The sequence below is a fragment of the Streptomyces antimicrobicus genome (assembly GCF_020532625.1).
GTDB lineage: Bacteria > Actinomycetota > Actinomycetes > Streptomycetales > Streptomycetaceae > Streptomyces > Streptomyces antimicrobicus.
Map to the genome: position 1 here is coordinate 19679 of NZ_JAJAUY010000003.1, position 24432 is coordinate 44110.

18 protein-coding genes are annotated in these 24432 nt (G+C 73.7%); 9 read left to right on the plus strand and 9 right to left on the minus strand.

The window, feature by feature from the left end:
- Positions 1-75 precede the first annotated feature (75 nt).
- A complete protein-coding gene (locus tag LG632_RS01295; RefSeq protein ID WP_226724432.1) occupies positions 76-1074 on the plus strand; it encodes a sensor histidine kinase in 999 nt (332 codons plus the stop codon).
- Positions 1075-1084: 10 nt separating this feature from the next.
- Positions 1085-1756, plus strand: coding sequence for a response regulator (locus LG632_RS01300; RefSeq protein ID WP_226724433.1), 672 nt, complete (start codon positions 1085-1087; stop codon positions 1754-1756).
- Here the strand turns inward: LG632_RS01300 and LG632_RS01305 are convergent, their stop codons facing one another.
- From LG632_RS01305 to LG632_RS01325, 5 genes are all read right to left on the minus strand, one after another.
- A complete protein-coding gene (locus tag LG632_RS01305) occupies positions 1757-2395 on the minus strand; it encodes a rhomboid-like protein (RefSeq protein WP_226724434.1) in 639 nt (212 codons plus the stop codon).
- Between the two features lie 77 nt (positions 2396-2472).
- Entirely contained in the window at positions 2473-3192 is a 720-nt protein-coding gene (locus LG632_RS01310; RefSeq protein ID WP_226724435.1) for an ABC transporter permease, read from the minus strand.
- Positions 3193-3207: 15 nt separating this feature from the next.
- The gene (locus LG632_RS01315) at positions 3208-4119 is read right to left on the minus strand and encodes an ABC transporter ATP-binding protein (protein WP_226724436.1); all 912 of its coding nucleotides are present in this window, start codon (positions 4117-4119) and stop codon (positions 3208-3210) included.
- Complete coding sequence (locus tag LG632_RS01320) at positions 4116-5003, minus strand: ABC transporter permease (RefSeq protein ID WP_226724437.1); 888 nt, start codon at positions 5001-5003, stop codon at positions 4116-4118. Before LG632_RS01320 ends, LG632_RS01315 begins: the two co-directional genes overlap by 4 nt.
- Positions 4993-6039 carry an ABC transporter ATP-binding protein gene (locus LG632_RS01325; protein ID WP_226724438.1) on the minus strand — a complete coding sequence of 349 codons (1047 nt, stop codon included), beginning with the start codon at positions 6037-6039 and terminating at the stop codon, positions 4993-4995. Before LG632_RS01325 ends, LG632_RS01320 begins: the two co-directional genes overlap by 11 nt.
- Positions 6040-6265: 226 nt before the next feature.
- On the opposite strand from LG632_RS01325, the gene LG632_RS01330 reads away from it, so the two are divergent.
- From LG632_RS01330 to LG632_RS01345, 3 genes are all read left to right on the plus strand, one after another.
- On the plus strand, positions 6266-7111 hold the full coding sequence (locus tag LG632_RS01330) for a M24 family metallopeptidase (RefSeq protein ID WP_226724439.1): 846 nt from the start codon (positions 6266-6268) through the stop codon (positions 7109-7111).
- Positions 7108-8880: an SDR family oxidoreductase gene (locus LG632_RS01335; RefSeq protein WP_226724440.1), complete on the plus strand. Its 1773-nt coding sequence runs from the start codon at positions 7108-7110 to the stop codon at positions 8878-8880. Before LG632_RS01330 ends, LG632_RS01335 begins: the two co-directional genes overlap by 4 nt.
- Positions 8881-9038: 158 nt before the next feature.
- Positions 9039-9977 (plus strand): MerR family transcriptional regulator, encoded by a 939-nt coding sequence (locus LG632_RS01345; RefSeq protein ID WP_226724441.1) that lies wholly within the window; start codon positions 9039-9041, stop codon positions 9975-9977.
- A gap of 334 nt (positions 9978-10311) precedes the next feature.
- Here the strand turns inward: LG632_RS01345 and LG632_RS01350 are convergent, their stop codons facing one another.
- Positions 10312-11055, minus strand: coding sequence for an aquaporin (locus LG632_RS01350; RefSeq protein WP_226724442.1), 744 nt, complete (start codon positions 11053-11055; stop codon positions 10312-10314).
- A gap of 144 nt (positions 11056-11199) precedes the next feature.
- Here LG632_RS01350 and LG632_RS01355 point away from each other — a divergent pair, with 144 nt between their 5' ends.
- The 3 genes from LG632_RS01355 (at position 11200) to LG632_RS01365 (ending at position 16868) form a co-directional block, all read left to right on the plus strand.
- Complete coding sequence (locus tag LG632_RS01355) at positions 11200-11739, plus strand: RNA 2'-phosphotransferase (protein ID WP_226724443.1); 540 nt, start codon at positions 11200-11202, stop codon at positions 11737-11739.
- A gap of 156 nt (positions 11740-11895) precedes the next feature.
- Positions 11896-13752 (plus strand): HSP90 family protein, encoded by a 1857-nt coding sequence (locus LG632_RS01360; protein WP_226724444.1) that lies wholly within the window; start codon positions 11896-11898, stop codon positions 13750-13752.
- Entirely contained in the window at positions 13749-16868 is a 3120-nt protein-coding gene (locus LG632_RS01365) for a tetratricopeptide repeat protein (RefSeq protein ID WP_226724445.1), read from the plus strand. Before LG632_RS01360 ends, LG632_RS01365 begins: the two co-directional genes overlap by 4 nt.
- Positions 16869-16926: 58 nt before the next feature.
- On the opposite strand, the gene LG632_RS01370 is transcribed toward LG632_RS01365, so the two are convergent.
- Positions 16927-17832, minus strand: coding sequence for an LLM class flavin-dependent oxidoreductase (locus tag LG632_RS01370; RefSeq protein WP_226724446.1), 906 nt, complete (start codon positions 17830-17832; stop codon positions 16927-16929).
- 145 nt (positions 17833-17977) lie between these two features.
- Between LG632_RS01370 and LG632_RS01375 the strand changes: the two genes are divergently transcribed.
- Entirely contained in the window at positions 17978-18859 is an 882-nt protein-coding gene (locus tag LG632_RS01375; protein ID WP_226724447.1) for a Cof-type HAD-IIB family hydrolase, read from the plus strand.
- A 76-nt stretch (positions 18860-18935) separates the two neighbouring features.
- Here LG632_RS01375 and LG632_RS01380 read toward each other — a convergent pair whose 3' ends face one another.
- Together LG632_RS01380 and cydD are read right to left on the minus strand one after the other, a co-directional pair.
- Positions 18936-20651, minus strand: coding sequence for a GAF domain-containing sensor histidine kinase (locus LG632_RS01380; RefSeq protein ID WP_226724448.1), 1716 nt, complete (start codon positions 20649-20651; stop codon positions 18936-18938).
- Positions 20652-20661: 10 nt separating this feature from the next.
- A complete protein-coding gene (gene cydD, locus LG632_RS01385; RefSeq protein WP_226724510.1) occupies positions 20662-24426 on the minus strand; it encodes a thiol reductant ABC exporter subunit CydD in 3765 nt (1254 codons plus the stop codon).
- Positions 24427-24432: the final 6 nt, after the last annotated feature.

Consider the following 24432-nt stretch of genomic DNA (forward strand, 5'->3'; position numbering starts at 1 on the left):
CAGGAGGTCCGTACCGGGCCGGCTCTGCCGATCGGCAGATGGTCCCCGCCTCCGGCGCGCTCGTAGGGTCAGGACATGACCTCGATTCCGCGGACCGCGTGCGCCCCGGCGCTGGCCGTGGGCGCCGTACTGCTGCTGGTCGGTTCCACCCTGGGGCTGCCGGCGCCGTGGACCCTGCTCGGCGTGCTCGCGCTGCTGCCGCTGATCGCGGTCGTGGCCCGGTGGGCCCCCGCGCCCTGGGCGTGGGCGGCGGGCGGGCTCGCGGGTGCGGCCGTCGCGTACTGGCCGGTGTCCCTCCTGCGCGGGGCCGGGTCCTCGTCCCTGCTGGAGGTGGTGGGCGCGGGGCTGTTCTGGGCGCTGGCCGCGGGCGGGGCCGCCGGCGCCGGCTGGTTCCTGCGACGGCAGGCGGACCTGCGCGTGCGCGCCGTCCGGGACGCGCGCCGGGAACAGCAGCTGGAACTGGCCCGGGACCTGCACGACTTCGTGGCACACGACGTGAGCGCGATCGTGGTGCAGGCGCAGGCGGCCCGGTTCGTCGCGGACGGCGACCCGCAGCAGGCCGTCCGGGCGCTGGAGCGGATCGAGGCGGCCGGGCTGAGCGCGCTGGCCTCCATGGACCGGACGGTGCACGCGCTGCGGGCGGCCGGCGGCGGTCCGACGTCGCCGACGCCGGGGCTGGAGGCGTTGCCGGAGCTGGTCGAGCGGTTCGAGGCCGGGGAACTGGAGGCCGACGCGGAGGCGATGGCCGGGCTGTCGCGTGAGGCCGGCACCACGGCGTACCGGGTGGCGGTGGAGGCCCTGACGAACGTACGCCGCCACGCGCACGGCGCGGCCCGGGTCAGGGTCGTGGTGCGCCGGACGGCGGGCGGAACGGAGCTGAGCGTGGTCAACGACGCGCCCCCGCGCGGACCGCGCCGCGGTCCGCTGCGCCGCCGGGTCTCCGGCGGAACGGGGCTGGCGGGGCTGCGCGCACGGGTGGAGGCGGCCGGCGGGGTTCTGAGCGCGGGGCCCCGTGAGGTGGGCGGCTGGCAGGTGTCGGCCGTTTTCCCGCACGGCGGACCGTGCCGGACGTGATCATGGCCGGGTGACCATACGCATCCTGATAGCCGACGACCAGGCCGACATCCGCAGCGGCTTCCGGCTGATCCTCGACTCCCAACCGGACATGACCGTCGTGGGGGAGGCGGCCGACGGGCAGAGCGCGTTGGCGCTGGCCCGCGAACTGCGGCCGGACGTGGTCCTGGCGGACATCCGCATGCCCCGGCTGGACGGCCTGGAGCTGACCCGGCAGTTGGCCGGGCAGACCCGTGTGGTCGTGGTGACCACCTTCGACCTGGACGAGTACGTGCAGACGGCGCTGGTCAACGGGGCCTGCGGGTTCCTGCTCAAGCGGTCGGGGCCTGCGTTGCTGATCGAGGGCGTCCGTGCCGCCGTACAGGGGGACACGCTGATCAGCCCACAGATCACGGTCCGGCTGCTCAGCCGGCTGACCGGGCAGCCGGCGCGGGGTGGGGACTCCCGGATGCCCGCCGGACCCCCACCTTCTGCGCACCCGCTGACGGAGCGGGAGGTCGAGATCGTCCGGCTGGTGGCGCGGGGGCTGACCAATGCCGAGATCGGCGCGGAGCTGTTCATCAGCGCCGGCACGGCCAAGACCCACATCGCCAATGTCCAGGCCAAGCTGGGCGTCCGCAACCGGGTGGGCATCGCCGCGTGGGCGTGGGCGCAGGGGGTGGCTCGGGCGGAGGACGCCTAGCTATGTTTCACGTGAAACGGGGTGGCGAGTGAGCGGCCAGGCGAGCAGGCCGACGGCCAGCGAGATGGCGTGGCCGAGGTCGGTGAAGGTGGCTCCGGTGAGCAGCGGGATGCCGAAGAAGGCGACGGCCCCGGCGAGGTAGAGCCAGCGCCACGGGCCGGGGAGCCGATAGGTCAGGACGCCGATGGAGGCGGCGAGGCCGTAGCTCACGCCGATGTCGACCACATGGACCATGCTGCGCGGCGCCCGGTGGTCCTGGATGGCCATCAGGACGACCCGCTGGCTGATCAGGGTGGCGGTGACATGGGCGGTGGCGACGATCACCAGCCAGCGCAGGGTGCCCAGCCAGCGCTCGACGGGGGCGTGGAAGGCCTCGAAGAGCACCGCGTACAGCGGGAGCGAGGCCGGGTTCTCGATCCAGAAGGCGCTGCTCAGCAGGGCCCGGACCGGATGGTGGTTCAGTTCGTGGATGTTGCTGCTGTTGCGGTGCAGCAGCACGTGCTCGACACGGTCGGGGGCGATGACGACGACCAGGCTGGTGACCGCGATGATCAGCAGCCATATGTGCGTACCCGACGAGGACCGGATCCACGACCGCAGCGGCCGTGACGGCTCCGGCTCGGTGTGTGGCGCCAGCATGCTCCGATCATCACCGTGACAAGGCTGCCCCGCCCGGCCGGTGGGCCGGGCGGGGCAGGCGGGTCACTGCCCGCAGGTCACTCCTCACCAGCCAGGGTGAGGCGGCGCAGTCGCTGGCCGGCGTAGGCGGTGGCGCCCACGGTGACGAGGGCGAGCAGGACCACCGCGGTCGGCATGCCGACGGCGGAGTCGACGTAACCCTCGCCGGCGACCTTCTCGGCCAGGGTCAGCGACCACTGCTGGACGCTGAGGGTCTTGGCGCCGTCGACCAGGCTGCCGAAGAGCGACTCCCAGATCAGGGCGTACACCAGGCCGAAGACGACGGCGTGCCGGCTGACGGTGCCGAGCAGCAGGAAGAGGGCGCTGTAGGCGACGGAGGCGACGAGCGCGGCGATCATGTAGGCGATCGCGATGCTCTGGCCGTTGCCGTTGAGGATGAAGCCGGCGACGAGGGTGGGGATCGCCGAGAACGCCATGGTGATCGCGATGGCGACGATCAGCTTGGTCATGATGATCGTGGGCCGCTTCACCGGCTTGGCGAGCAGGTAGACGATCGAGCCGTCGTCGATCTCCGGTCCGATGGCTCCCGTACCGGCGATGACACCGATCAGCGGGACCATCGTGGCCAGGGCGAATCCGCCGAGCAGCTCGGCGGCGACCTTGTCGTCGACCCCGGTGAGCAGACGTACGGCCAGCGAGATGGCGATCAGCAGGGCCGGGAGCGCGAAGAGGATCAGCGCGCGGCGGCGGCCGAGCAGGGCCCGGTAGGTGAGCCGGGCGACGGTGGGGTTGTACATGGGTGCCAGCTCCTTTCAGGCCGTGACGAGGTAGGAGAAGACGGATTCGAGGGACTCGTCCGAGGGGGAGACGGTCAGCAGCCGGATCCCGTTGGCCTGGGCGACCACGGGCAGCAGCTGGGTGAACCGTCCGAAGTCGACCGCCTGGATGCGCAGCGCCCCTTCCTTCAGGTCGACCTCGATGCCGGCCGTGGAGGGGTCGGCGATGAGGGCCGCGGCGAGCGCCCGGTCGTCGGAGGAGCGGACCAGGTAGCGGTGCGGGCGGTCCGTCATCAGGCGGCGGATCTTGCGGAAGTCGCCCGAGGCGGCGTGCCGGCCGGCGACGATCACCTCGATGTGGGAGGCGAGCTGCTCGACCTCCTCCAGGATGTGGGAGGAGAACAGCACGGTGCGGCCGTCGGCGCCCATGCGCCGCAGCAGGTCCATCAGCTGCATGCGCTGGCGCGGGTCCATGCCGTTGAACGGCTCGTCGAGCAGCAGCACCGAGGGGTCGTGGACGAGGGCGGAGGCCATCTTCACGCGCTGGCGCATGCCCTTGGAGTACGTGGCGATCTTGCGGTCCTGGGCGTACTCCATCTCGACGGTGGCCAGCGCCCGCTGGGCGGCGGCGTCGTCGAGTCCGTGCAGCTCGGCGTTGGCGACGACGAACTCCCGGCCGGTCAGGAAGTCGTACATGGCCTCCCGCTCGGGCACCACGCCGATGTGCCGGTAGACGGACTCGTTGCGCCAGATCGGCGCGCCGTCGAGGGTGACGGTGCCGGTGGAGGGGGCGAGGAAGCCGCCCATCATGTTGATGAGGGTGGACTTGCCCGCGCCGTTGGGGCCCAGCAGTCCGGTCACGCCGGGGCCGATGCGCATGGTGACGTCGTTGACGGCAACGACGTTCCCGAACCAGCGGGAGGTGTGGTCGATGTCGATGACGGTCACAGCCCGGCCTTCCGGTAGCGGGCCATCAGCGCGGCGTAGGAGCCCGCGATGAGGGCGAGGACGACCAGCAGGTAGACGACGCCGACGCCCGCGGAGACGCCTTCGCCACCGGGGAAGGCGGTGGTGGCGCCGAGGAAGGCGGTCTGCACGCCGTCGATCAGCGTGATCGGGGAGAACAGGCCCAGCCATTCGATCGCGCCCGCCTTGCCGGTGCCGTAGGCGACGGCCTGGACCGTGGAGACGGCGCCGTAGGGGATCAGCAGCATGGCGATCACGGCGGCGACACCGAAGCCGCGGCGCGGGGTGAGGGCGGCCATCACCAGGCCGAGGCCGGCGAAGAGCAGTGAGAGAAGCAGTACGGACACGATTCCCTGTCCGAATCCCTTGGTCTGGTCACCGAAGTCGAACTTGGCCAGCAGCGAGCCGATGTACATGATCAGCAGCGGTGTGGCGGTGAGGACGAACAGGGCCGAGGCCATCGCCGCGTACTTGGCGACCACGTAGTCCACCCGCTCGATGGGCCGTGAGAAGTACAGCGGCACCGTCTTGAAGCGCAGGTCCCGGGAGACCGTCTGGGGCGCCTGGGACGCGAGGTAGAGGCCGATGATCACCTGGGTGGTCAGGGCGTACGTCGTGTACTTGATCGGCAGTTCGGTGGAGCCGGGGACCGCGATGGCCACCGCCACGATGATCAGCGCGGGTACGCACATCACCGCGAAGAGGATCATCGGCAGCACCTTGGACTTGGCCGACCGGCCCAGCCCGTAGGCGCCGCGCAGGGACTGCGAGTAGAGCGACTTCCGGGCGTAGGCGCGGCCGAGGCGGGCGCCCTCGTAGGACCGGTAGCCGATGTTGTGGATCTGGGTGGACGTCTCAGGCGCCATCGGTACCGGCTCCCTTCTGTACGTAGTGCGGCTGCGCGGACTGCTGCGGGGTGGTCTGCCACGCGGCGGCGTCCTGCTGCTGCGCGAGGCGGCCGCGGTCGTGGTCGCGGAAGACCTCCGCGATGTGGTGGCGGCGCTGCTCCATGCGGACCAGGCCGAGGCCCAACTGCGCGACGGTGTCGCGGACGGTGTCGTACGTCGCCTCGCCGGTGGCCTCGACGAGCAGGATGTGGCCCGCGCCGGGCAGGCCCTGCTCGTCGCTGTCGTGGAGGGTGACGCCCGCGAGGGCCAGCGCCCGGCGCAGGGCCGCGGTGCCGTCCGGGTGGGTGTCGGAGTCGGTGACCTCGACCGCCAAGGTGGTGGTGGTCTGCGTGAAGTCGCTGGTGGAGCTGGAGCGCAGCAGCTTGCCGCCGTCGACGACGACCACGTGGTCGCAGGTCCGCTCCAGCTCGCCGAGCAGGTGGGAGGTGACCAGGACCGAGATGCCGAAGTCGGTCCAGACCCGGCGGATCAGCCCGAGCATCTCGTCGCGGCCGACCGGGTCCAGGCCGTTGGTGGGCTCGTCCAGCAGGACCAGCTGGGGGTCGTGGACGAGGGCCTGGGCGAGCTTGACCCGCTGCTTCATGCCGGTCGAGTAGCCGCCGATGGGGCGGTAGCGCTCCTCGTAGAGGCCGACGTGGCGCAGCGTGTCGGCGGTCCGCTCGCGGGCCGCCTCGGGCGGCAGCCCCGACATGCGGGCCATGTGCACGACGAACTCGGTGGCCGAGACGTCGGGCGGCAGGCAGTCGTGCTCGGGCATGTACCCGACGCGCTCGCGGATGGCGCTGCCGTGGGTGGCGACGTCGAGTCCGAGTACGGCGGCACGGCCCTCGGTGGCGGGGGACAGTCCGAGCAGAATCTTGATCAGCGTGGACTTGCCGGCTCCGTTGGCGCCCACCAGGCCGGTCACACCAGGCCCGATGTCCAGGGAGAGCCGGTCGAGGGCGGTCACTCGGGGGTACCGCTTGCTCAGGCTTTCGGTCGCGATGACAGTCACGTCTTCGACGGTAGTGCGCGGGATCTCGCGTGACGTCAGACCTGGAGCGGGATCCGATGTCAGCCTTCAGGCGTACGGGACCCTGACGGAAGGCTGATCCGGCCGGCGGCCCGGCGGTTTTCCACAGGGCCGTGCACGACCCTTGACGTGATCTCCGGGCATTGTCACATTCATCAGTGTCAACTTACGGGCGCGTACGGTTCCACGGACGAAACGGACGGCGGACATGGCAGGGGACACCAGGCAACTCTCCGCGGATCTGCGCGGGTTCAAGGAAGTGCAGCAGCTCGCGTACGCCTGCGCGGAGGCCGTCGCGGCGCGGCTGAAGCCCGGGATCACCGAGCGCGAGGCCGCACGGATGCAGCGCGAGTGGCTGCGCGAGCGCGGTGTGCGGGACTGGTTCCACCTGCCCTTCGCCTGGTTCGGCGACCGCACCGCGTTCGTGGACTTCAAGATCCCGCTCCAGTTCTTCCCGACGGGGCGCAGGCTGGAGCCGGGGATGCCGTTCATCCTGGACGCGGCGCCGATCTACCGGGGCTACACGGCCGACATCGGCTACTCGGGCAGCCTCGGCCTCAATCCGGTCCAGGACCGGCTGATGAGCGATCTGCGCGAGCACCGCGAGCTGATCCTCACCGAGGTGCGCGAACGGCGCTCGCTGCGGGAGATATACGAGGACGTCGAGCGGCTCATGGTTCGGCAGGGCCATGCCAACCGGCACCGGGCCTACCCCTTCGGGGTGATCGCGCACAAGGTGGACCGGGTGAAGGAGCGGCGCTGGTCGCCGACGGTGTTCGGGTTCGGGACCCAGGCCCTCAAGGGGCTGGCCGGGGACGCGCTGCACGGGCACCGGGAGGGCTGGTCACCGCTGTGGAGCCCGTACAAGTTCTCCGACCACCCGCCGCAGCCGGGGCTGTGGGCGGTCGAACCGCACCTGGGCTTCCGGGGTACGGGGGCGAAGTTCGAGGAGATCCTGGTCGTCACCGACTCCCGGGATCCCGAGGAGAGCGCGTTCTGGCTGGACGACGATCTGCCGCACGTGCGGCGCTGGGCGGAGGAGAGGGCGGCATGAGCGGGACGATCTTGGTAGGGGCGCGTGAGCGCCGGGTGCGGACGGGCGGGATCGAGCTGTGCGTCGCCGAGCTCGGCGAGCCGGGCCGGCCGACGGTGGTGCTCGTCCACGGCTACCCCGACAGCAAGGAGGTGTGGTCGGAGGTCGCCGAGCGGCTGGCCTCCCGGTTCCACGTCGTGCTCTACGACGTCCGTGGCCACGGCCGCTCCGAGGCGCCGGTGCCGCTGCGCGGCGGGTTCACCCTGGAGAAGCTGACCGACGACTTCCTGGCCGTCGTGGACGCCGTGAGCCCCGACCGGCCGGTGCACCTGGTGGGCCACGACTGGGGCTCCGTCCAGGGCTGGGAGTTCGCCACGGTCCGGCGGACGGAGGGCCGGATCGCGTCGTTCACCTCGATGTCGGGGCCTTCCCTGGACCACTTCGGGCACTGGATCAAGCAGCGGATGAGCCGTCCCACCCCGCGCCGGGCCGCGCAGTTGCTGGGGCAGGGGGCCCGGTCCTGGTACGTGTACATGCTGCACACCCCGGTGCTGCCGGAGCTCGCCTGGCGCGGGCCGCTCGGCAAGCGCTGGCCGAGGCTGCTGGAGCGCGGCGAGAAGCTGCCCGCCGGTGGCGGCTACCCGACGGCGTCCCTGCCCGAGGACGCCGCGCACGGCGCCTGGCTCTACCGCGACAACGTCCGGGCCAGGCTGCGCCGGCCGCGGGCCGACGCCTTCGCACACGTACCGGTGCAGCTGATCACCCCGACCGGGGACGCCTTCCTCTCCGAGCGGCTGTACGACGACCTGGAGCGGTGGGCACCGCAGCTCGTGCGCCGCACCCTGCCCGCCAGGCACTGGATCCCGCGGACCCGGCCCGATCAGCTGGCCTCCTGGATCACGGAGTTCGTCACCGCGACGGAGGACCCGGGTCCGGCGCCGGCGTCGACCGGCACGGGCAAGTACGCCGACCGGTTCGGCGGGCAGCTGGTGCTGGTCACCGGCGCGGCCAGTGGCATCGGGCGGGCCACGGCCTTCGCGTTCGCCGAGGCCGGCGCGCGGGTGGTGGCCGTGGACCGGGACGCCGCGGGTGCGGCGCGCACGGCCGAGATGGCACGGCTGATCGGTGCACCCCAGGCCTGGGGCGCGTGCGTGGACGTCAGCGACGAGCAGGCGATGGAAAAGCTCGCGGCGCAGGTGGCCGCGGAGTACGGCGTGGTGGACGTCCTGGTCAACAACGCCGGCATCGGGCTCTCGGGCTCCTTCCTCGACACCACCTCGGAGGACTGGAAGAAGGTCCTGGACGTCAATCTGTGGGGCGTCATCCACGGCTGCCGGATCTTCGGCCGGCAGATGGCCGAGCGCGGTCAGGGCGGACACATCGTCAACACCGCTTCGGCCGCCGCCTACCTGCCGTCGAAGACGCTGCCGGCGTACAGCACCTCGAAGGCGGCGGTGCTGATGCTGTCGGAGTGCCTGCGGGCGGAGCTGGCGTCGAAGTCCATCGGGGTGTCCGCGATCTGCCCGGGCATCGTCAACACCAACATCACCGCCACGGCCCGGTTCGCCGGGGTGGACGAGGCGGAGGAGAAGCGGCGCCAGGAGCGGTCCTCCCGGCTGTACGGGCTGCGCAACTTCCCCCCGGAGAAGGTGGCGGAGGCGATCGTCGAAGCGGTGGTGCACAACCGGGCCGTGGTCCCGGTGACGCCTGAGGCCAAGGGAGCCCGCTGGATATCCCGCTTCGCGCCGGGCGCGCTGCGGGCGCTGGCGAAGCTGGAGCCCCGGCTGTGACAGAGCACGGCACGGGCGTACCGGGCTCCGACGGGCGGTCGTACCATCCCTCGCAGGAGGGCTCGCCGCATGGCGCGGTCGCGTCTTCGGCGCTCCCGCCTGCGGCCCCGGCCGCGTCGGGTGCGGCCGGCCGAGCCGCCGTGGCGTAGGGAGTGGACGTGTCGGATCAGGCGGTGGCCGAGTACCGGATCGAGGATCTGGCGCACCACAGCGGGGCGACGGTGCGCACGATCCGCGCGTACCAGGACCGGGGGCTGCTGCCCAAGCCGGAGCGCCGCGGCCGGTCCAACGTCTACCGGGACACGCATCTGGCGCGGCTGCGGCAGATCGCCGACCTGCTGGACCGCGGCTACACCCTGGCCTCCATCAAGGAGTTGCTGGAGGCCTGGGACGCCGGCCGCGGGCTGGGCGGGGTGCTGGGGCTGGTCGCCGAGGTGCAGGGCCCGTGGACGGACGAGGAGGCGGCGCGGATCTCGCGGCAGGAACTGGACCGGCGGTTCGGTGGCCTGCCCGACGACGCGGCGGTGGACGAGGCCTGCGAGCTGGGGGTGCTGGAGCGGATCCCGGGGCGCCCGGAGGAGTTCCTGGTGCCCTCTCCGCAGGAGCTGGCGGTGGCGGCCGAGCTGTACGCGGCCGGGGTGCCGCTGAATGCCATCACCGGGCATCTGCGGGAGCTGCGCGGTCAGGTGGAGCACATCGCGTCGCGGTTCCTGGAGTTCACCACCGAGCACGTCTTCGCCCGCTACCTGGGGCACGTACCGCCGACGGACGCGGACGCCGCGGAGGCCGCCACGATGGTGCGGCGGCTGCGGCCGCTGGCGCAGCAGACGGTGGACGCGGAGCTGGCGCGGGCGATGCGGCTGTTCGCCACGCGCCATCTGCAGCGACACCTCGGGGCGGGCGGGGCCGTGAGCCAGCCGGGCTCGGCAGCGGTGGCCCTGCCGGCCGCGACGGTACGGGCGGTGCAGGATCTGGTGGGGGCCGAGCACGTCGCGGCGTTCGTCCGGGCCGCCACGGAGCGGGAGCTCCAGGCCCGGACGATGAACGACCTCGCCCGGCGGGGCGGGGCGCAGGGCCCGGTGGGGGCCGAGAGCTAGGACGGGCCAGTGGCCGGAGAGAGGCCGGTGGGGCGAGGGAGGGCCGGTGGCCGGGAGGGGATCAGGTGGCCCATGTGGCGCAAGGTTCCACAGGTCTGCGCCACTGAGTCCACAGGGCGGATCGCCTGTTCGGTGACAATTACCGGCGAATCGGCTGTGGACAAGTGACTCTTCCTGTGGACGAGTGCGGTGTCACATCCTCACGTGTCACACGCTCGCGCGTCACATCGTCCCGCGTCCGACCCTCGGGTGCCCCCTCGTCCGGCGTCCGACCCCCGCGTGTCCCCTCGTCACGCGTCGTACGGCCCGGCGCCGTACCGGCATGCGCTGGACCTCAACTGACCACTTCGTAGTCGCTGTTGCTCGGCACCGCGCCGGTCCGCAGCGTCCTCCGGCCCCCGTAGAGAACGCCCGCGAGGACCAGGCCGAGGACTCCGCCGAGGAGCTGCGCCGCCACGAAACCGGGCAGCGACTGCGGCGCGATCCCGGTGAAGGAGTCGGTGAAGGCGCGGCCGACGGTGCCCGCCGGGTTCGCGAAGGACCCGGACGAGGTGAACCAGATGGCGGCGGCGATGTACGCGGCGACGGCCGCCGGGACGAGCCTCGGCCGACCGATCCGCCCGAGGCCCTGGATGACGAGGACCAGTCCGGCGGTGGCGACCACCTCACCGACCAGCAGGTGCCCGCCTTCGCGGACCTGGGTCGCCAGGCTGCCGGGCACCCGGCCGAACATGACCTCGGCGAGCACGGCCCCGCCGACAGCACCTGCGGTCTGCGCGGCGGCGTAGACGAGAGCCTCGCGGCCGGTGAGCCCCTCGGCGTCGGCGCCGGTGCGGCGGCCCCACCAGGCGGTGAGGGTGACCACCGGGTTGAGGTGGGCACCCGAGAGCGGACCGAACAAGGTGATGATCAGACCGAGTCCGATCGCGGAGGCGAGCGAGTTGGCCACGAGCGCGACGCCGGTGTCCGCGCTGAGGGCGGCCGCCTGGATGCCGGATCCGATCACGACGACGAGCAGGCCGGCGGTGCCGACGAACTCGGCCGCAGCACGGCGCCGCAGTGAACCGCGGTAAGACATGGGTTCCCCCTGAGCAGAAGTGGTTTCGGAAAATATATTCCGTATCACGGAAGATCGGTAGAGTCGTCCCGCCCCTCGTCCCCGTGGGCAGGTCCGGCGGAATTCAGCTGCTGGGGAGCCCGCGCACCAGGCAGGCTGGGTGCCATGGACGAACGACGCACCGTGAAGGTGTCCAAATACGTCTCGAAACACCTGCGGCACCAGCCGGAACGCATCGGACTGGTGCTCGACGCCCAGGGTTGGGTCGAGATCGACGACCTGCTGGGCGCCGCGGCCGCGCACGGCTTCCCCTTCACCCGCGCCGAGCTCGACCACGTCGTCGCCGCCAACGACAAGCAGCGCTTCGCCGTCGACGGCACCCGCATCCGGGCCAACCAGGGCCACACCGTGCCCGTCGACCTCGACCTGCCGCCGGCCGAGCCGCCCGCGTACCTCTACCACGGCACCGTCCCCGCCGCCCTGGACGCCATCCGCGCCGAGGGGCTCCTCCCGATGCGCCGCCACCACGTGCACCTCTCGCCCGACCGCGAGACCGCGACCCGGGTGGGGGCGCGCCGCGGGCGCCCCGTCGTGCTCGGCGTGGCCGCGGGCGCGATGCACGCCGACGGCCACGTGTTCCGGGTCAGCGCCAACGGCGTGTGGCTCGTGGACGCCGTACCGCCGCGCTACCTGCGGTTCTCCTGATCCCGGCGGCGGACCCGCCGGAGGTTTTCCACAGGCTTCGTAACCCGCGGGAGATTGTCGGCGCCGCGCCCTACTCTTCTGATCGTCCAGGCATCGATGAGGGGGGAACCTCGCGATCGCCGAACCACGCATTGCGCTCACGCGAGGTGACGCCCCATGACATCCACCCACCCGACCGCACAACCGTCCGAGGTCAACAACTTCCAGGTCGACCTGCGCGGCCTGGTCGACCTGCTCTCCCACCACCTCTACTCCAGCCCGCGCGTCTACGTCCGCGAGCTGCTGCAGAACGCCGTCGACGCGGTGACCGCACGGCACGCGCACGAGCCCGGGGCCGAGGTCCGCATCCGCCTCCGGGCGGCCGACGGCCACGTGTCGATCGAGGACAGCGGCATCGGCCTGACCGCCGACGAGGCCCACTCCCTGCTGGCCACCATCGGCCGCAGCTCCAAGCGTGGCGGACAGCACGGCCTGGAGACCGCGCGCCGCGAGTTCCTCGGCCAGTTCGGCATCGGCCTGCTCGCCTGCTTCGTCGTGGCCCGCCAGATCCGGGTCGTCACCCGCTCCGCCCGCGATCCCCGGGCGCTCCCGGTCGAATGGCTCGCCACGGACGACGGCTCGTACACCGTCCGCGAGCTGCCGCACGAGGCCCGCACCGAGCCCGGCACCACCGTCCACCTGCAGGCCCGCCCGGGCGCCGAGGAATGGCTCGTGCCCGCCACCGTCGAGCGGCTCGCCCGCGACTTCGGCAGTCTGCTGCCGTACGACATCACCTTCGACGACGGCCGGGGCGGCGAGCCACGCCCGATCACGGACCGCCCGGCCGTCTGGGACCGCCCCTACCCCACCCCCGCGGCCCGCCGGGTCGCGCTCGCCGGGCACTGCGCCGACCTCTTCGGCTTCACCCCGCTCGACAGCATCGACCTCGACCTGCCGGTCGCCGGTGTCCGCGGTGTGGCGTACGTGCTGCCCGACCCCACCAGCCCCGCCCACCGGGCCGGCCACCGGGTCCACCTCAAGGGCATGCTGCTCACCGACCAGGCCGACAACCTGCTGCCCGACTGGGCCTTCTTCGTCCGGGCCGTCCTCGACACCGACGCGCTGCGGCCCACCGCCTCCCGCGAGAACCTCTACGACGACGAGACGCTGGCCGCCGTCCGCGACGCCCTCGGCGCGCGCGTGCGCGGCTGGCTGACCGAGCTCGCCGCGAGTGAACCGGAGCGGCTGGCCGCCTTCTTGAACGTGCACCATCTCGGCGTGAAGTCGCTGGCCCGGCACGACGCCGAACTGCTCGGGCTGATGCTGCCGTGGCTGCCGTTCGAGACGAGCGACGGTTCGATGAGCCTGGAGGAGTTCGCCGCCGCGCACTCCGAGATCCACTTCACCCGCACGGTGGAGGAGTTCCGCCAGATCGCCCCGATAGCGGCGGCCCATGGGCTGGGTGTGGTCAACGCCGGCTACACCTACGACGCGGACCTGCTGGCGCTGCTGCCCTCCGTCCGGCCCGGCCTGAAGGTCACCGAACTGGACGCGGGAGCCGTCACCGACCGGCTGGACCCGGTCCCCACCTCGGCCGAACTGGCCCTGGCGGGCTTCCTGTCCACCGCCCGCACCCGCCTGGAGCCGCAGAGCTGCGACGTGGTGCTGCGCGCCTTCCAGCCGGTGTCCGTCCCGGCCCTCTACCTCGACGACCGGCAGGCCCGCCAGGAGCGCGACCGCGCCGTCGCCGAGGAGAACGCCGACGACCTGTGGGCCGGCATCCTCGGCTCGCTGCGCGGCTCCGCGCCACGCGCCCGCCTGGTCCTCAACCACAACAACCCGCTGGTCCGGCGGCTCGCCGCGCTGCCCGACGCGCAGCTGACCGGCACGGCCGTCGAATCCCTGTACGGGCAGGCGCTGCTGATGTCCCAGCGTCCGCTGCGCCCCGCCGACTCCACCCTGCTCAACCGGGCCTTCCTCGGGCTCCTGGAATGGGCCACCCACTCCGTCACCGGCCAGGAGGACCCCAAGTGACCACGATGAGCCCGGACGAGATCCGCCGCGCCCTGTGGGACAACCACCGCCTGCCCTACGGCGCCGCGCGCAACGCACAGGCCGAGACCCTGGCGGCCGCCGCCGAGGCGACCGGCGACCGCGCGCTGCTGCGCCAGGCCCTGACCACGCAGATCGACGCCTACGAGTACAGCTCCGAACGCACCCGCATGGTGGTGCCCTTCGCCCGGCTGCTCCAGGAGTACGACCGCGATCCGGCCGCCTTCGACAGCGGGGAGACCCACTCGCTGTTCTGGCGGTTCAAGTGGGTGGCCGGACGGATCGTGGAGTCCCCCGAGATACCCGTCGCGGCCGTCACCGGCTGGCTGGACGACATGGAACGCCGCTACCGACTCGCCGGCTACAGCGAACGGGCGGTGCGCCAGTCGGAGTTCTACCTCGCCGACGCCATAGGCGACGACGAGCGCGCCGAGCGGGCCATCACCCGCTGGGCCGCCGCCGACCGCGACCGGATGAGCGACTGCCACGCCTGCGAGACCAACACCCAGGGCTGGTTCTGGGCCCGTAAGGGCGAGGACGCCAAGGCGGTGGAGGTGTGGGAGCCGGTCCTGAGCGGCAACCAGACCTGCATGGAGGAGCCCCACCGGGTGCTCGCCCGCTCCCTGCTGCCCCTGGTCCGGCTCGGCCGCGTCGACGAGGCGCGCGCCCACCACCTGCGCGGCTACCGGATGGTGCGCGGCAAGGACAGCCTGCTGCGCTCGATCGGCGAGCACATCGAGTTCTGCGCGCTGACCGGCAACGAGGCCCGTGGTCTGGAGATACTCGCCGACCACGCTGGGCAGCTGGCGCCGCTCGCGGACGTCGGTTCGCAGATGGAGTTCTACGGCGGTGTGCTGGTCCTGCTGCACCGGTTGATCGCGCTGGGCCACGGCGAGCAGCCGACGGTCCCGTACGCGGGCAGCCCCCGCACGGTGGCCGGGCTGTACGAGGTCCTGCGCGCCGAGGCCCTGGACATAGCCCGACGCTACGACGTCCGCAACGGGCACACCCGGGTCTCGGACGAGCTCGTGGCGCGCATCGCGGCCGCGCCTGTGCTGGACGTGCTGCCCCTGGGCGTACGCAGTGCGGCGCTGCCGCGGCCGGCGGCCGACGCGGGCGCGGGTGCCGGTACGGCGACCGGGACGGTCCCGCGGGCCGCGGCGGGCGGGGCGAAGCCGGCGGCTGTGGCGGAGTTCGGGGAGCTGGTGGCGCGGGCCCGCGCGGCCCGTGCCCAGGGCCACCCCTCGGCCGGGGCGCTCTGGGACGAGGTCGACCGCCGGGCCCAGGAGCGGCAGCAGGAGCAGGCGCGGGAGCCGGACGCCGCTCTGGCCGCCGATCTGCTGGAGCACCGTGCCATGGCGGCGGCCCGGGCCGGGGCCCCGGACCTGTCGGAGCGGTTCGCGCGGGTCCGCGACGCCCACCGGGCGGCCGGTCAGGAGCAGCGGGCTGCGTTGGCCGAGCTGCACCTGGCCACGGCGGCGGTGCAGTCCGGCGCCGCGCCCGAGGAGGTCCGCGCCCTGCTGGCGGCGGCCATGGCCACCGCGCGGGCCCTGCCCGCGGACGAGCCGCTGCGCGCCCGGCGGATCGCCCGGGCCGAGCTGACCGGGATACGCATAGCGGCGTACCTGAGCGGCGAGGCGGACGGGGCGGGGGAGCCGGGCCCCTCGGACGCGCCGGATGCCTGGGTGCAGATCGGCGAGCCGGGGGAGGGCGGCGGTACGCGGGCCGGGCTGGAGGCCTTCGTCGCGGACCACGGCCCGGACCCGGAGCTGGCCGTGGAGGTCTCCGAGGCCGAGGAGATGCTCGCGCATCTGGCGCTCGAAGCCGGGGACGCCGAGCGCGGCCAGGCGCTGCTGGCCTCGGCTGCCGAGCGGGTCCTGGCGGCGGACCGGCCGTGGCTGGCGGTGGACCCGCTGGCCACGCGCGGCACCGTACTGCTGCAGCTGGGCCGGCCCGCGGAGGCCGAGGAGGCCGCCCGGGCGGCCCTGGCGCACGCCGTGGAACTGACCGACCCCGAGCGGCACGGCGCCCTGCGGTTGTCCCTGGCGGACATGCTGCTGCGCCGCGACGGTGACCCGGCGGAGGCCGCGGCCCTGGCGCTGGAGAGCGCGCACTGGTTCGACCAGGCCGGGCTGACGGAGGGCGCCGGCGCCCAGGCCCGGCTGTGGCTGGCCCGTGCCTACGCGGCCGACGGGCGCAAGGTCGAGGCGGTCGAGGTGCTCCAGTCGGCACTGCCCGACCTGCTGGAGCACGGCGAGCAGCAGGCGGTGTTCGCGCGGGAGCGGCTCGGCGAGCTTCTGGCCGACCTGCACGACCAGCGGGCCGCCGCCGAGCAGTACCTGCTGGCGGCGGAGACCGCCCAGGGCTGGGAGCACCAGGGCGCGCACGCCCGTCTGGCGCAGTCGGCGGCCGACGCGCTGCAGTCGGCGGGCCTGCGCGAGGAGGCCGTCGCCGCGTACGAGCGGGCCCTGCGGCTGCGCCGCGAGCTCGGGGACGCGCCGGTGTCGGTCGTGCGCATCCTGCGTTCGCTGGCCTGGCTGGAGCTGCGCGACGAGGTCACCAACGCGACCGTGGCCGCGGCCCGGGGCCGGATGGAGGAGGCCGCGCAGGTGCTGCGGGCCGCTCAGGAGGAGTTCGGGGACGATCCGCGGCTGCGCTACGAACTCGCCCAGACCTGGCAGCAGCTGGCGCAGGTCCTCGACCGCCGGGTCGACGCCTACGTGGACCAGGACGAGGACGACTACGACGAGGAGGACGAGACCGAGGACGGGGCCGACCACGACCACGACGACGAGGTGGCCGACGACGGGCGCGAGCCGCTGACCGCGACCGAGCTGCGCGCGCTGCGGCTGGAGGCCGTCGCCCTGTGGGACCGGGCCGCCGGGTTGTACGCCGGACTGGGTCCGGAGAGCCTGCCGGAGCGGTTCCAGTGCCTGAACGGCATCGTGTGGACCGAGCGCGCGCTGGGGGACGTCACGGGGGCGCGGGTCCGGCTGAAGGCCCTGGTCGAGGAGGTACGCACCCTGACGGAGGGCACCGCTCCCGACTGGCTGCTGCCGCGCGCGGAGTACATGCTCACCTCGCTGGACGAGGAGTAGCGTCCTCCGCCCTCGGGGGACCGGCCGTCCGGCCGGTCCCCCGAGGAAGAACGGCGGATCAGGCGCCGAGCTGGCCCAGGGCCTCCGTGGCGATCTTCTCGAAGACCGCCTCGTCGGCTGCGAAGACGGAGTCCGGGATCGGGGCGTGGATCACGATCTCGGTGAAGCCGAGTTCCCGGTGGCGGCCGGCGAAGTCCACGAACGCGTCCAGCGACTCCAGCACGGTGTTGCGCTCCGGGGTGAAGCCGGTCAGCAGGATCTTCTCCATCGGCTCCACGTCCCGACCGATGTCCGCGCAGGCCTTGGCCAGCTTGTCCAGCTGGGTGCGGATCGCGGCCAGCGACTGCTCCGGCGTGCCCGTCTCGTAGAGCTTGGGGTCACCGGTGGTGACCCAGGCCTGCCCGTGGGCGGCGGCCAGCTTCAGCCCGCGCGGCCCGGTGGCCGCCACCGCGAAGGGCAGCCGGGGACGCTGGACGCAGCCGGGGATGTTGCGGACCTCGTCGGCGGAGTAGAAGACGCCCTGGTGGGTGACGACGTCCTCGGTCAGCAGCCGGTCCAGCAGCGGCACGAACTCGGCGAACCGGTCGGCCCGCTCCCGCGGGGTCCACGGTTCCTGGCCCAGCGCGGTGGCGTCGAAGCCGTTGCCGCCGGCGCCGATGCCGAGGGTGACCCGGCCGCCCGACACGTCGTCGAGCGAGATCAGCTCCTTGGCCAGGGTGACCGGGTGCCGGAAGTTCGGGGAGGTGACCAGCGTGCCCAGGCGCAGCCGCTCGGTCACCGTGGCCGCCGCGGTCAGCGTGGGGAGGGCGCCGAACCACGGGCCGTCCCGGAACGAACGCCACGAGAGGTGGTCGTAGCTGTAGGCGGTGTGGAAGCCGAGCTGCTCGGCCCGCAGCCACTGGTCACGGCCTCCTTCGTGCCACCGACGTACCGGGAGGATCACAGTGCTCAGACGCAGACTCATGTCCCCGAGCCTACGGTGACCCCCGCAAGGACGGCGCAGCCGACGGCCTCGCCCGGCCCCCGCCGCGCCCGGCCCCGCAGCTGCCCGCCCGTCCGCGCCGGCCCGGTCCACCACCGTTGCCGCCCGGTCCGGCGGGGTGCGTGCCATGGGCGAAGATGGAGCGGTGACCTCGGCTCCCCAGCGCCCCGACCGGCCTGCCCCCGCGACGACCCGGCTCATCGCCACCGACCTCGACGGCACTTTGCTGCACGACGACAAATCCGTCTCCCCGCGTACCGTCGCCGCGCTCGCCGCCGCGGAGGAGGCGGGCGTCGAGGTGTTCTTCGTCACCGGCCGCCCGGCGCGCTGGATGGACGTCGTCAGCGACCACGTCCACGGCCACGGCCTGGCCATCTGCGCCAACGGCGCCGCGGTGGTGGACCTGCACGCCGGGCGCGAGTTCGTGCTGGTCAGGGGGCTGCCCCGGTCGGCGGCGCTGACCGTCGTGCGGGCCCTGCGGACCGCCGCCCCCGGCACTTCCTTCGCGGTCGAGCTGACCACCGGCATCCACTACGAGCCCGAGTACCCGCCGTTCTTCCTCGACCCCGGCGCCACGGTCGCGACCGCCGAGAAGCTGCTGCACGAGGACCCGCCCGGCAGCGCCGCCCCGGTGCTCAAGCTCCTCGCGCACCACCCGCAGCTGGCCCCGGACGAGTTCCTGGCCCTGGCCCGGTCCGCCGCCGGGGAGTACGCCTCCATCACCCGCTCCAGCCCGACCGCGCTGCTGGAGATCAGCGGCCACGGGGTGTCCAAGGCCAGCACGCTGGCCCTGTGCTGCGCCGAGCGCGGCATCGCGCCGCAGGACGTGGTGGCGTTCGGGGACATGCCCAACGACGTGGAGATGCTCACCTGGGCGGGCACCTCGTACGCCATGGGCAACGCGCACCCGGACGTGATCGCCGCGGCCTCCGGCCGCACGGTCGACAACAACGACGACGGGGTGGCCGTCGTGATCGAGCAGATCCTCGCGGCCCGCCTGGCCCGCTAGACCACCGGGACCGGCCCCACCGTCTCCTCGGCCACCGGGACCGGGCACGGCCCGGCAGGGCGCCGGGACCGTGGCCCTAGAGCGGGGCCTGCCAGACCAGGGTGGTCCCGCGGCCGGCCTCGCCCAGCCCGGGCCCGTACCAGCTGGCGCCACCCAGCGACTCGGCCCGCCGGCGCAGGTTGCGCAGCCCGCTGCGGCGGCCTCCCTCGGGGATGCCCACCCCGTCGTCGGCGACCTCCAGCCGGACCGCGGCCCGTCCGTCGTCCAGGGTGGTGGTGGAGTCCACCACCACCTCGATCCGTGAGGCCTCGGCGTGCCGGAAGGCGTTGGAGAGCGCCTCGCGGAGCGCGGCGATGAGGTTCTTGCCGACGAGTTCGCCCACGGTGGTGTCGATCGGCCCGACGAAACGGTGGGCGGGCTTGAACCCCAGCGGCACGGCCGCCATGTTGATCTCCCGCAGCACCCGGGTGCGCAGTCCGGACGGCGCCTCGGCCGGTCCTTGCTGCAGGGCGAAGATCGCGGTACGGATCTCCTGGATGGTCACGTCCAGCTCGTCCACGGCCTTGCCGACCCCGTCGACCACCTCGGGGACGACGGACCGCCGCTGCGCGCTCTCCAGCATCATCCCGGTCGCGAACAGCCGCTGGATGACCAGGTCGTGCAGGTCACGGGCAATCCGGTCGCGGTCCTCGAACACCGCCAGCCGCTCCCGGTCGCGCTGCGCCTCGGCCATCATCAGGGCGAGCGCCGCCTGGGAGGCGAACTGCGTCGCCAGCGTCCGTTCCGCCTCCGTGAACGGCCGCGCGCCCCGGGCCCTGGGAGTGACCAGCGCGCCCAGCACCCGGCCACCGCTGTGCAGGGGCAGCATCATGCACGGGCCGTACCTGCTGGTCAGCCGACCGGACGTGCGCGGGTCGGCGGAGGCGTCGTCGGCGAACACCGGCTCACCGCGCAGCAGGCTCTGCACCACCGGGCTGTCGGCGGGGAGCACCACCCCGAGCGAGGTGGCGGGGTCGTCGGCGGAGACCGCGACGATCTCCATCCCGCCCTCGGTGGCCGGCAGCAGCACGACCCCCGCCGCCGAGTCCGCGAGGTGGCGGGCCTGTTCGGCGACGACGGACAGCGCGTCGTCGGCGTCGCCGCCGGAGAGCAGGGCGGTGGTGACGGCCACCGAGCCGTCGATCCAGCGCTCGCGCTGGGTGGCGGCCTCGTAGAGCCGGGCGTTGCCGATGGCGATGCCCGCCTCGGTGGCCAGCACGCGGACCATGTGGACGTCGTAGTCGTTGAACTCCTCCCCGCCGCGCTTCTCGGCGAGGTAGAGGTTGCCGAAGATCTCGCCCTGCACCCGGATGGGGACCCCGAGGAAGGTCTTCATCGGGGGATGGTGCGGCGGGAAGCCGGCCGCGCGCGGGTCCGCGGTCAGATCGGCCAGCCGGACCGGGTCGGGATGCCGGATCAGTGCGCCGAGCAGGCCGCGCTTGCCGTCGGGACGGTGCCCGATCAGCGCGGCGTGCTCGGCGTCGATGCCGTACGTCACGAAGTCGGACAGGCCTCGGCCTTCGGTGTCCACCACGCCGATCGCGGCGTAGCGGGCGTCGGCGAGCTCGGCCGCCGTCTCGCAGATCCGGTCCAGCGTGGAGTGCAGCTCCAGGCCGGTACCGACGGAGCGCATCGCCTCCAGCAGTTGCGGGACGCGGGCGGTGAGCTCGGTGGACAGGCCCTGGAGACTGCGGGTGGCCTGGGTGGCGGCCTCCAGCGGGTCCGGTGACTCCTGCGACTCCTGCAGCGACATGCCCTTGAGCCTAGTTAGTCCCATTTACCGGGGAAAGTCGGCCCGCGACGGCCGCCGACGCGTGCTCCGCGGCGACCGGCAGGGCCTCGGCCGGCGCCTCGAACCGGCTCCGGACCGAGTCGCCGGCGCGCTCGCGCTCCAGCATCCGCCGCAGCGGGCCCTCGGCCCGGGCGAGCTCCTGGTACGGGCCGCGCTGCACGACCCGGCCCGCGTCGAGGACGAGGACCTCGTCCACCTGGTCCAGGCCGGCCAGCCGGTGCGTGATCAGCACGGTGGTGCGGCCCTCGGTGGCCGCCAGGAGGTCCGCCGTCAGGGCGTCGGCGGTGGCCAGGTCGAGGTGCTCGGCCGGCTCGTCCAGGACGAGGACCGGGAAGTCGGCGAGCAGCGCCCGGGCCAGGGCCAACCGCTGGCGCTGGCCGCCGGAGATCTTCCGGCCGTGTTCGCCGACCAGGGTGTCCAGTCCGTCGGGCAGGTTCGCGGCCCAGTCCAGCAGGCGGGCCCCGGCGAGGGCCGCGCGCAGCTCGTCCTCGGTGGCGCCGGGGCGGGCCAGCCGCAGGTTCTCCCGTACGGAGCTGTCGAACAGGTGCGCGTCCTGCGCGCACAGCCCGACCAGGCGGCGTACGTCGTCCCCCGCGCACTCCCGGGCGTCGACCGCGCCGAGGGTGTAGCCGCCCTCGCCGACGTCGAGGAAGCGCAGCAGCACCTGCGCGAGCGTGGTCTTGCCGGAGCCGGAGGGCCCGACGACGGCGATGCGGCGGCCGGCCTCCAAGGTGAGGTCGATCCCGCGCAGGGCGTCCCGCTCCTGGCCGGGGTGCCGGGCGGACAGTCCGGTGAGCCGCAACGGGAACGGCGCGGCGGGCACCGACCGGGGCCGGTCGGGCTCGGCGACGGGGGCCGGGAGGTCGAGCACCTCGTAGACCCGCTCCGCGCTGCGCCGGACGCGCTGCCGGTACTGGACGGCCAGGGGGAGGCCGGTCACGGCCTCGAACGCGGCGAGAGGCGTGAGCACGACGACCGCCATGGCGACTCCCGAGAGCCGGCCGTCGGCCACGGCGTCCGCGCCGAAGAGCGCCGCCACCACGACGGTCAGCCCGCACACCAGGGCCGAGAGCCCGCTGCCCAGGCCGGTCGCGGCGGCCCCGCGGGCGGCGATCCGGGTCAGCGCGGCGTCACCGGCGAGCGCCTTGTCCCTACGGTCGCCCAGCGCGCCGGCGACGGTCAGTTCGGCGGTGCCCGTCAGCAGGTCGGTGACCCGGGTGGCCAGCTCGCCGCGGGCCGGCGCGAGCCGGGCCTCGGCCCTGCGCGCACAGGCTCCGCCGACCAGCGGCACGCCCACGCCGGCGGCCAGCAGGCCGACGGCGAGGGCGGCTCCGGCCTCGGGCAGCAGCCAGGCGGTGAACGCCACCGAGCCGGTGCCGACGAGGACGGCCGTGCCCAGCGGCAGCAGCCAGCGCAGCCAGTAGTCCTGGAGGGTGTCGGCGTCGGCCACCAGACGGGCCAGCAGGTCCCCGCGACGGCTGTGGCGCAGTCCGCCGGGGGCGATCCGCTCCAGCCGCCGGTAGACCGAGACGCGCAGGTCGGCGAGCATGCGCAGGACGGCGTCGTGCGAGACCAGCCGCTCGGCGTAGCGGAACACGGCCCGGCCGATGCCGAAGGCGCGGGTCGCGGTGACGGCCATGAGCAGGTAGAGCACCGGCGGCTGTTCGGAGGCCCGGGAGATCAGCCACCCGGACACGGCCATCAGCCCGACGCTGCAGCCGACGGCCAGCGCCCCGAGGCCCAGGGCCAGCCGGAACCGGCCCCGCCAGGCCCGCGCGGTGTTCCGCACCCGCCCCAGCGGGTCCCGCCCGGGCGCGTCCCGCAGCCGACCGTCCGACCGACCCCCGGCCCCGGCCCCGGCCCCGGCCTCGGGCCCACCCTCGTACTCGGCCCCGGCCCCGGCCCCGGATGAGACCGTCCCAGCCGCAGCCCCCGTCACGGCCGCAGGCCCAGTCCCCACCTCAGCCCCGGCCCCAGCCCCAGCCCCGGCCGACGTATGACCCGCAGCCGACGTACGTTCCACGGCCCCGTCCTGGCCACCGGCCCCCGATTCGGTCGGCCCGCCCGAGCGCAGGGGCGCCAGCTCGACCACCCGGTCCGCCACCGACAGCAGGGCCGGCCGGTGGACGACCAGCAGGACGGTACGGCCGGCCGAGAGGCGGCGCACGGCGTCCACCACGGCCGCCTCGGTCTCGCCGTCCAGCGCGGCGGTCGGCTCGTCCAGCAGCAGCACGGGACGGTCGGCGAGGAACGCCCGGGCCAGGGCCAGCCGCTGGCGCTGACCCGCCGACAGTCCCAGTCCGCCCTCGCCCAGGACCGTGTCGGCCCCTCGGGGCAGCGCGGAGACGAACTCCCAGGCACCGGCGTCCCGCAGGGACCGCTCGATCTCCTCGGCGGTGGCCCCGGGCCGGGCCAGCGCCACGTTCTCGGCGATGGTCCCGGCGAACAGGTGCGGCCGCTGCGGCACCCAGGCGATCCGCTCGCGCCAGGCGGCCCGGTCCAGCTCCGCCAGATCCACCCCGCCGACGAGCACCCGGCCCTGGGCGGGGGTGACGAACCCCAGCAGGACGTTCAGCAGCGTGGACTTGCCCACGCCGCTCGGCCCGGTGAGCGCCACGCACTCCCCCGCGGCAACGGTGAGCGAGACCGGCCCGGGCGAGGTCTCGGCCCGCCCCGGGTAGCGCACCGCCACGTCCTCGAACCGGAGCTCGGGGGAGTCCGGCACCGCCCGCGCCCCGCCCGCCTCCGGCAACGGGGTCTCCAGGACCTCGAAGATTTCCTCCGCGGCGGCCAGCCCCTCCGCCGCCGCGTGGTACTGCGCCCCGACCTGCCGCATCGGCAAGTACGCCTCGGGCGCCAGGATCAGGATCACCAGGCCGGTGTAGAGGTCCAGTTCGCCGTGGACCAGCCGCATGCCGATGGTCACCGCGACGAGCGCCACCGAGAGCGTGGCCAGCAGTTCCAGGGCGAACGACGACAGGAACGCGATCCGCAGCGTCCGCAGCGTGGCCCGCCGGTAGTCGTCGGTGATCTTGCGGATGGACTCGGCCTGCGCCTTGGCCCGCCCGAACACCTTCAGCGTCGGCAGGCCCTCCACCACGTCCAGGAAGTGCCCCGACAGCCGGGACAGCAGCCGCCACTGACGGTCCATGCGGGACTGGGTGGCCCAGCCGATGAGGGCCATGAACAGCGGGATCAGCGGCAGGGTCACCACGATGATGGCCGCCGACACCCAGTCCTCGGTCACGATCCGGGCGAGCACCGCCACCGGCACCACCACGGCGAGACCCAACTGCGGCAGGTACCGGGAGAAGTAGTCGTCGAGCGCGTCCACGCCCCGGGTCGCCAGGGTCACCAGCGCTCCGGTGCTCGCGGCGGCCCCCCGGCCGGGGGAGGCCTCCGCTGCACCCGGCCGGCTCGGACCGAGCTCGGCGGCGCGGGCCAGCAGCTGCCCGCGCAGCTGCGACTTGACCGCTGCCCCGGCCCGGTGCGCGGCCAGTTCGGTCAGCCATGCGACGAAGGCGCGCCCCAGCGCCACCGCCGCGAGCAGCAGCAGTGGCGTCCGGAGCGCGCCCGCGTCCAGGCCCTTCTGGAAGGCCCCGACCACGATCTCGGCCAGAAGCATCGCCTGGCCGACGACCAGACCCGCGCCGGCCAGCCCGAGGGCGACCACCGCGATGAGGAACAGCCGGGTGGAACGGGCGTGGCGCAGCAGGCGCGGGTCGATCGGTTTCACGTGAAA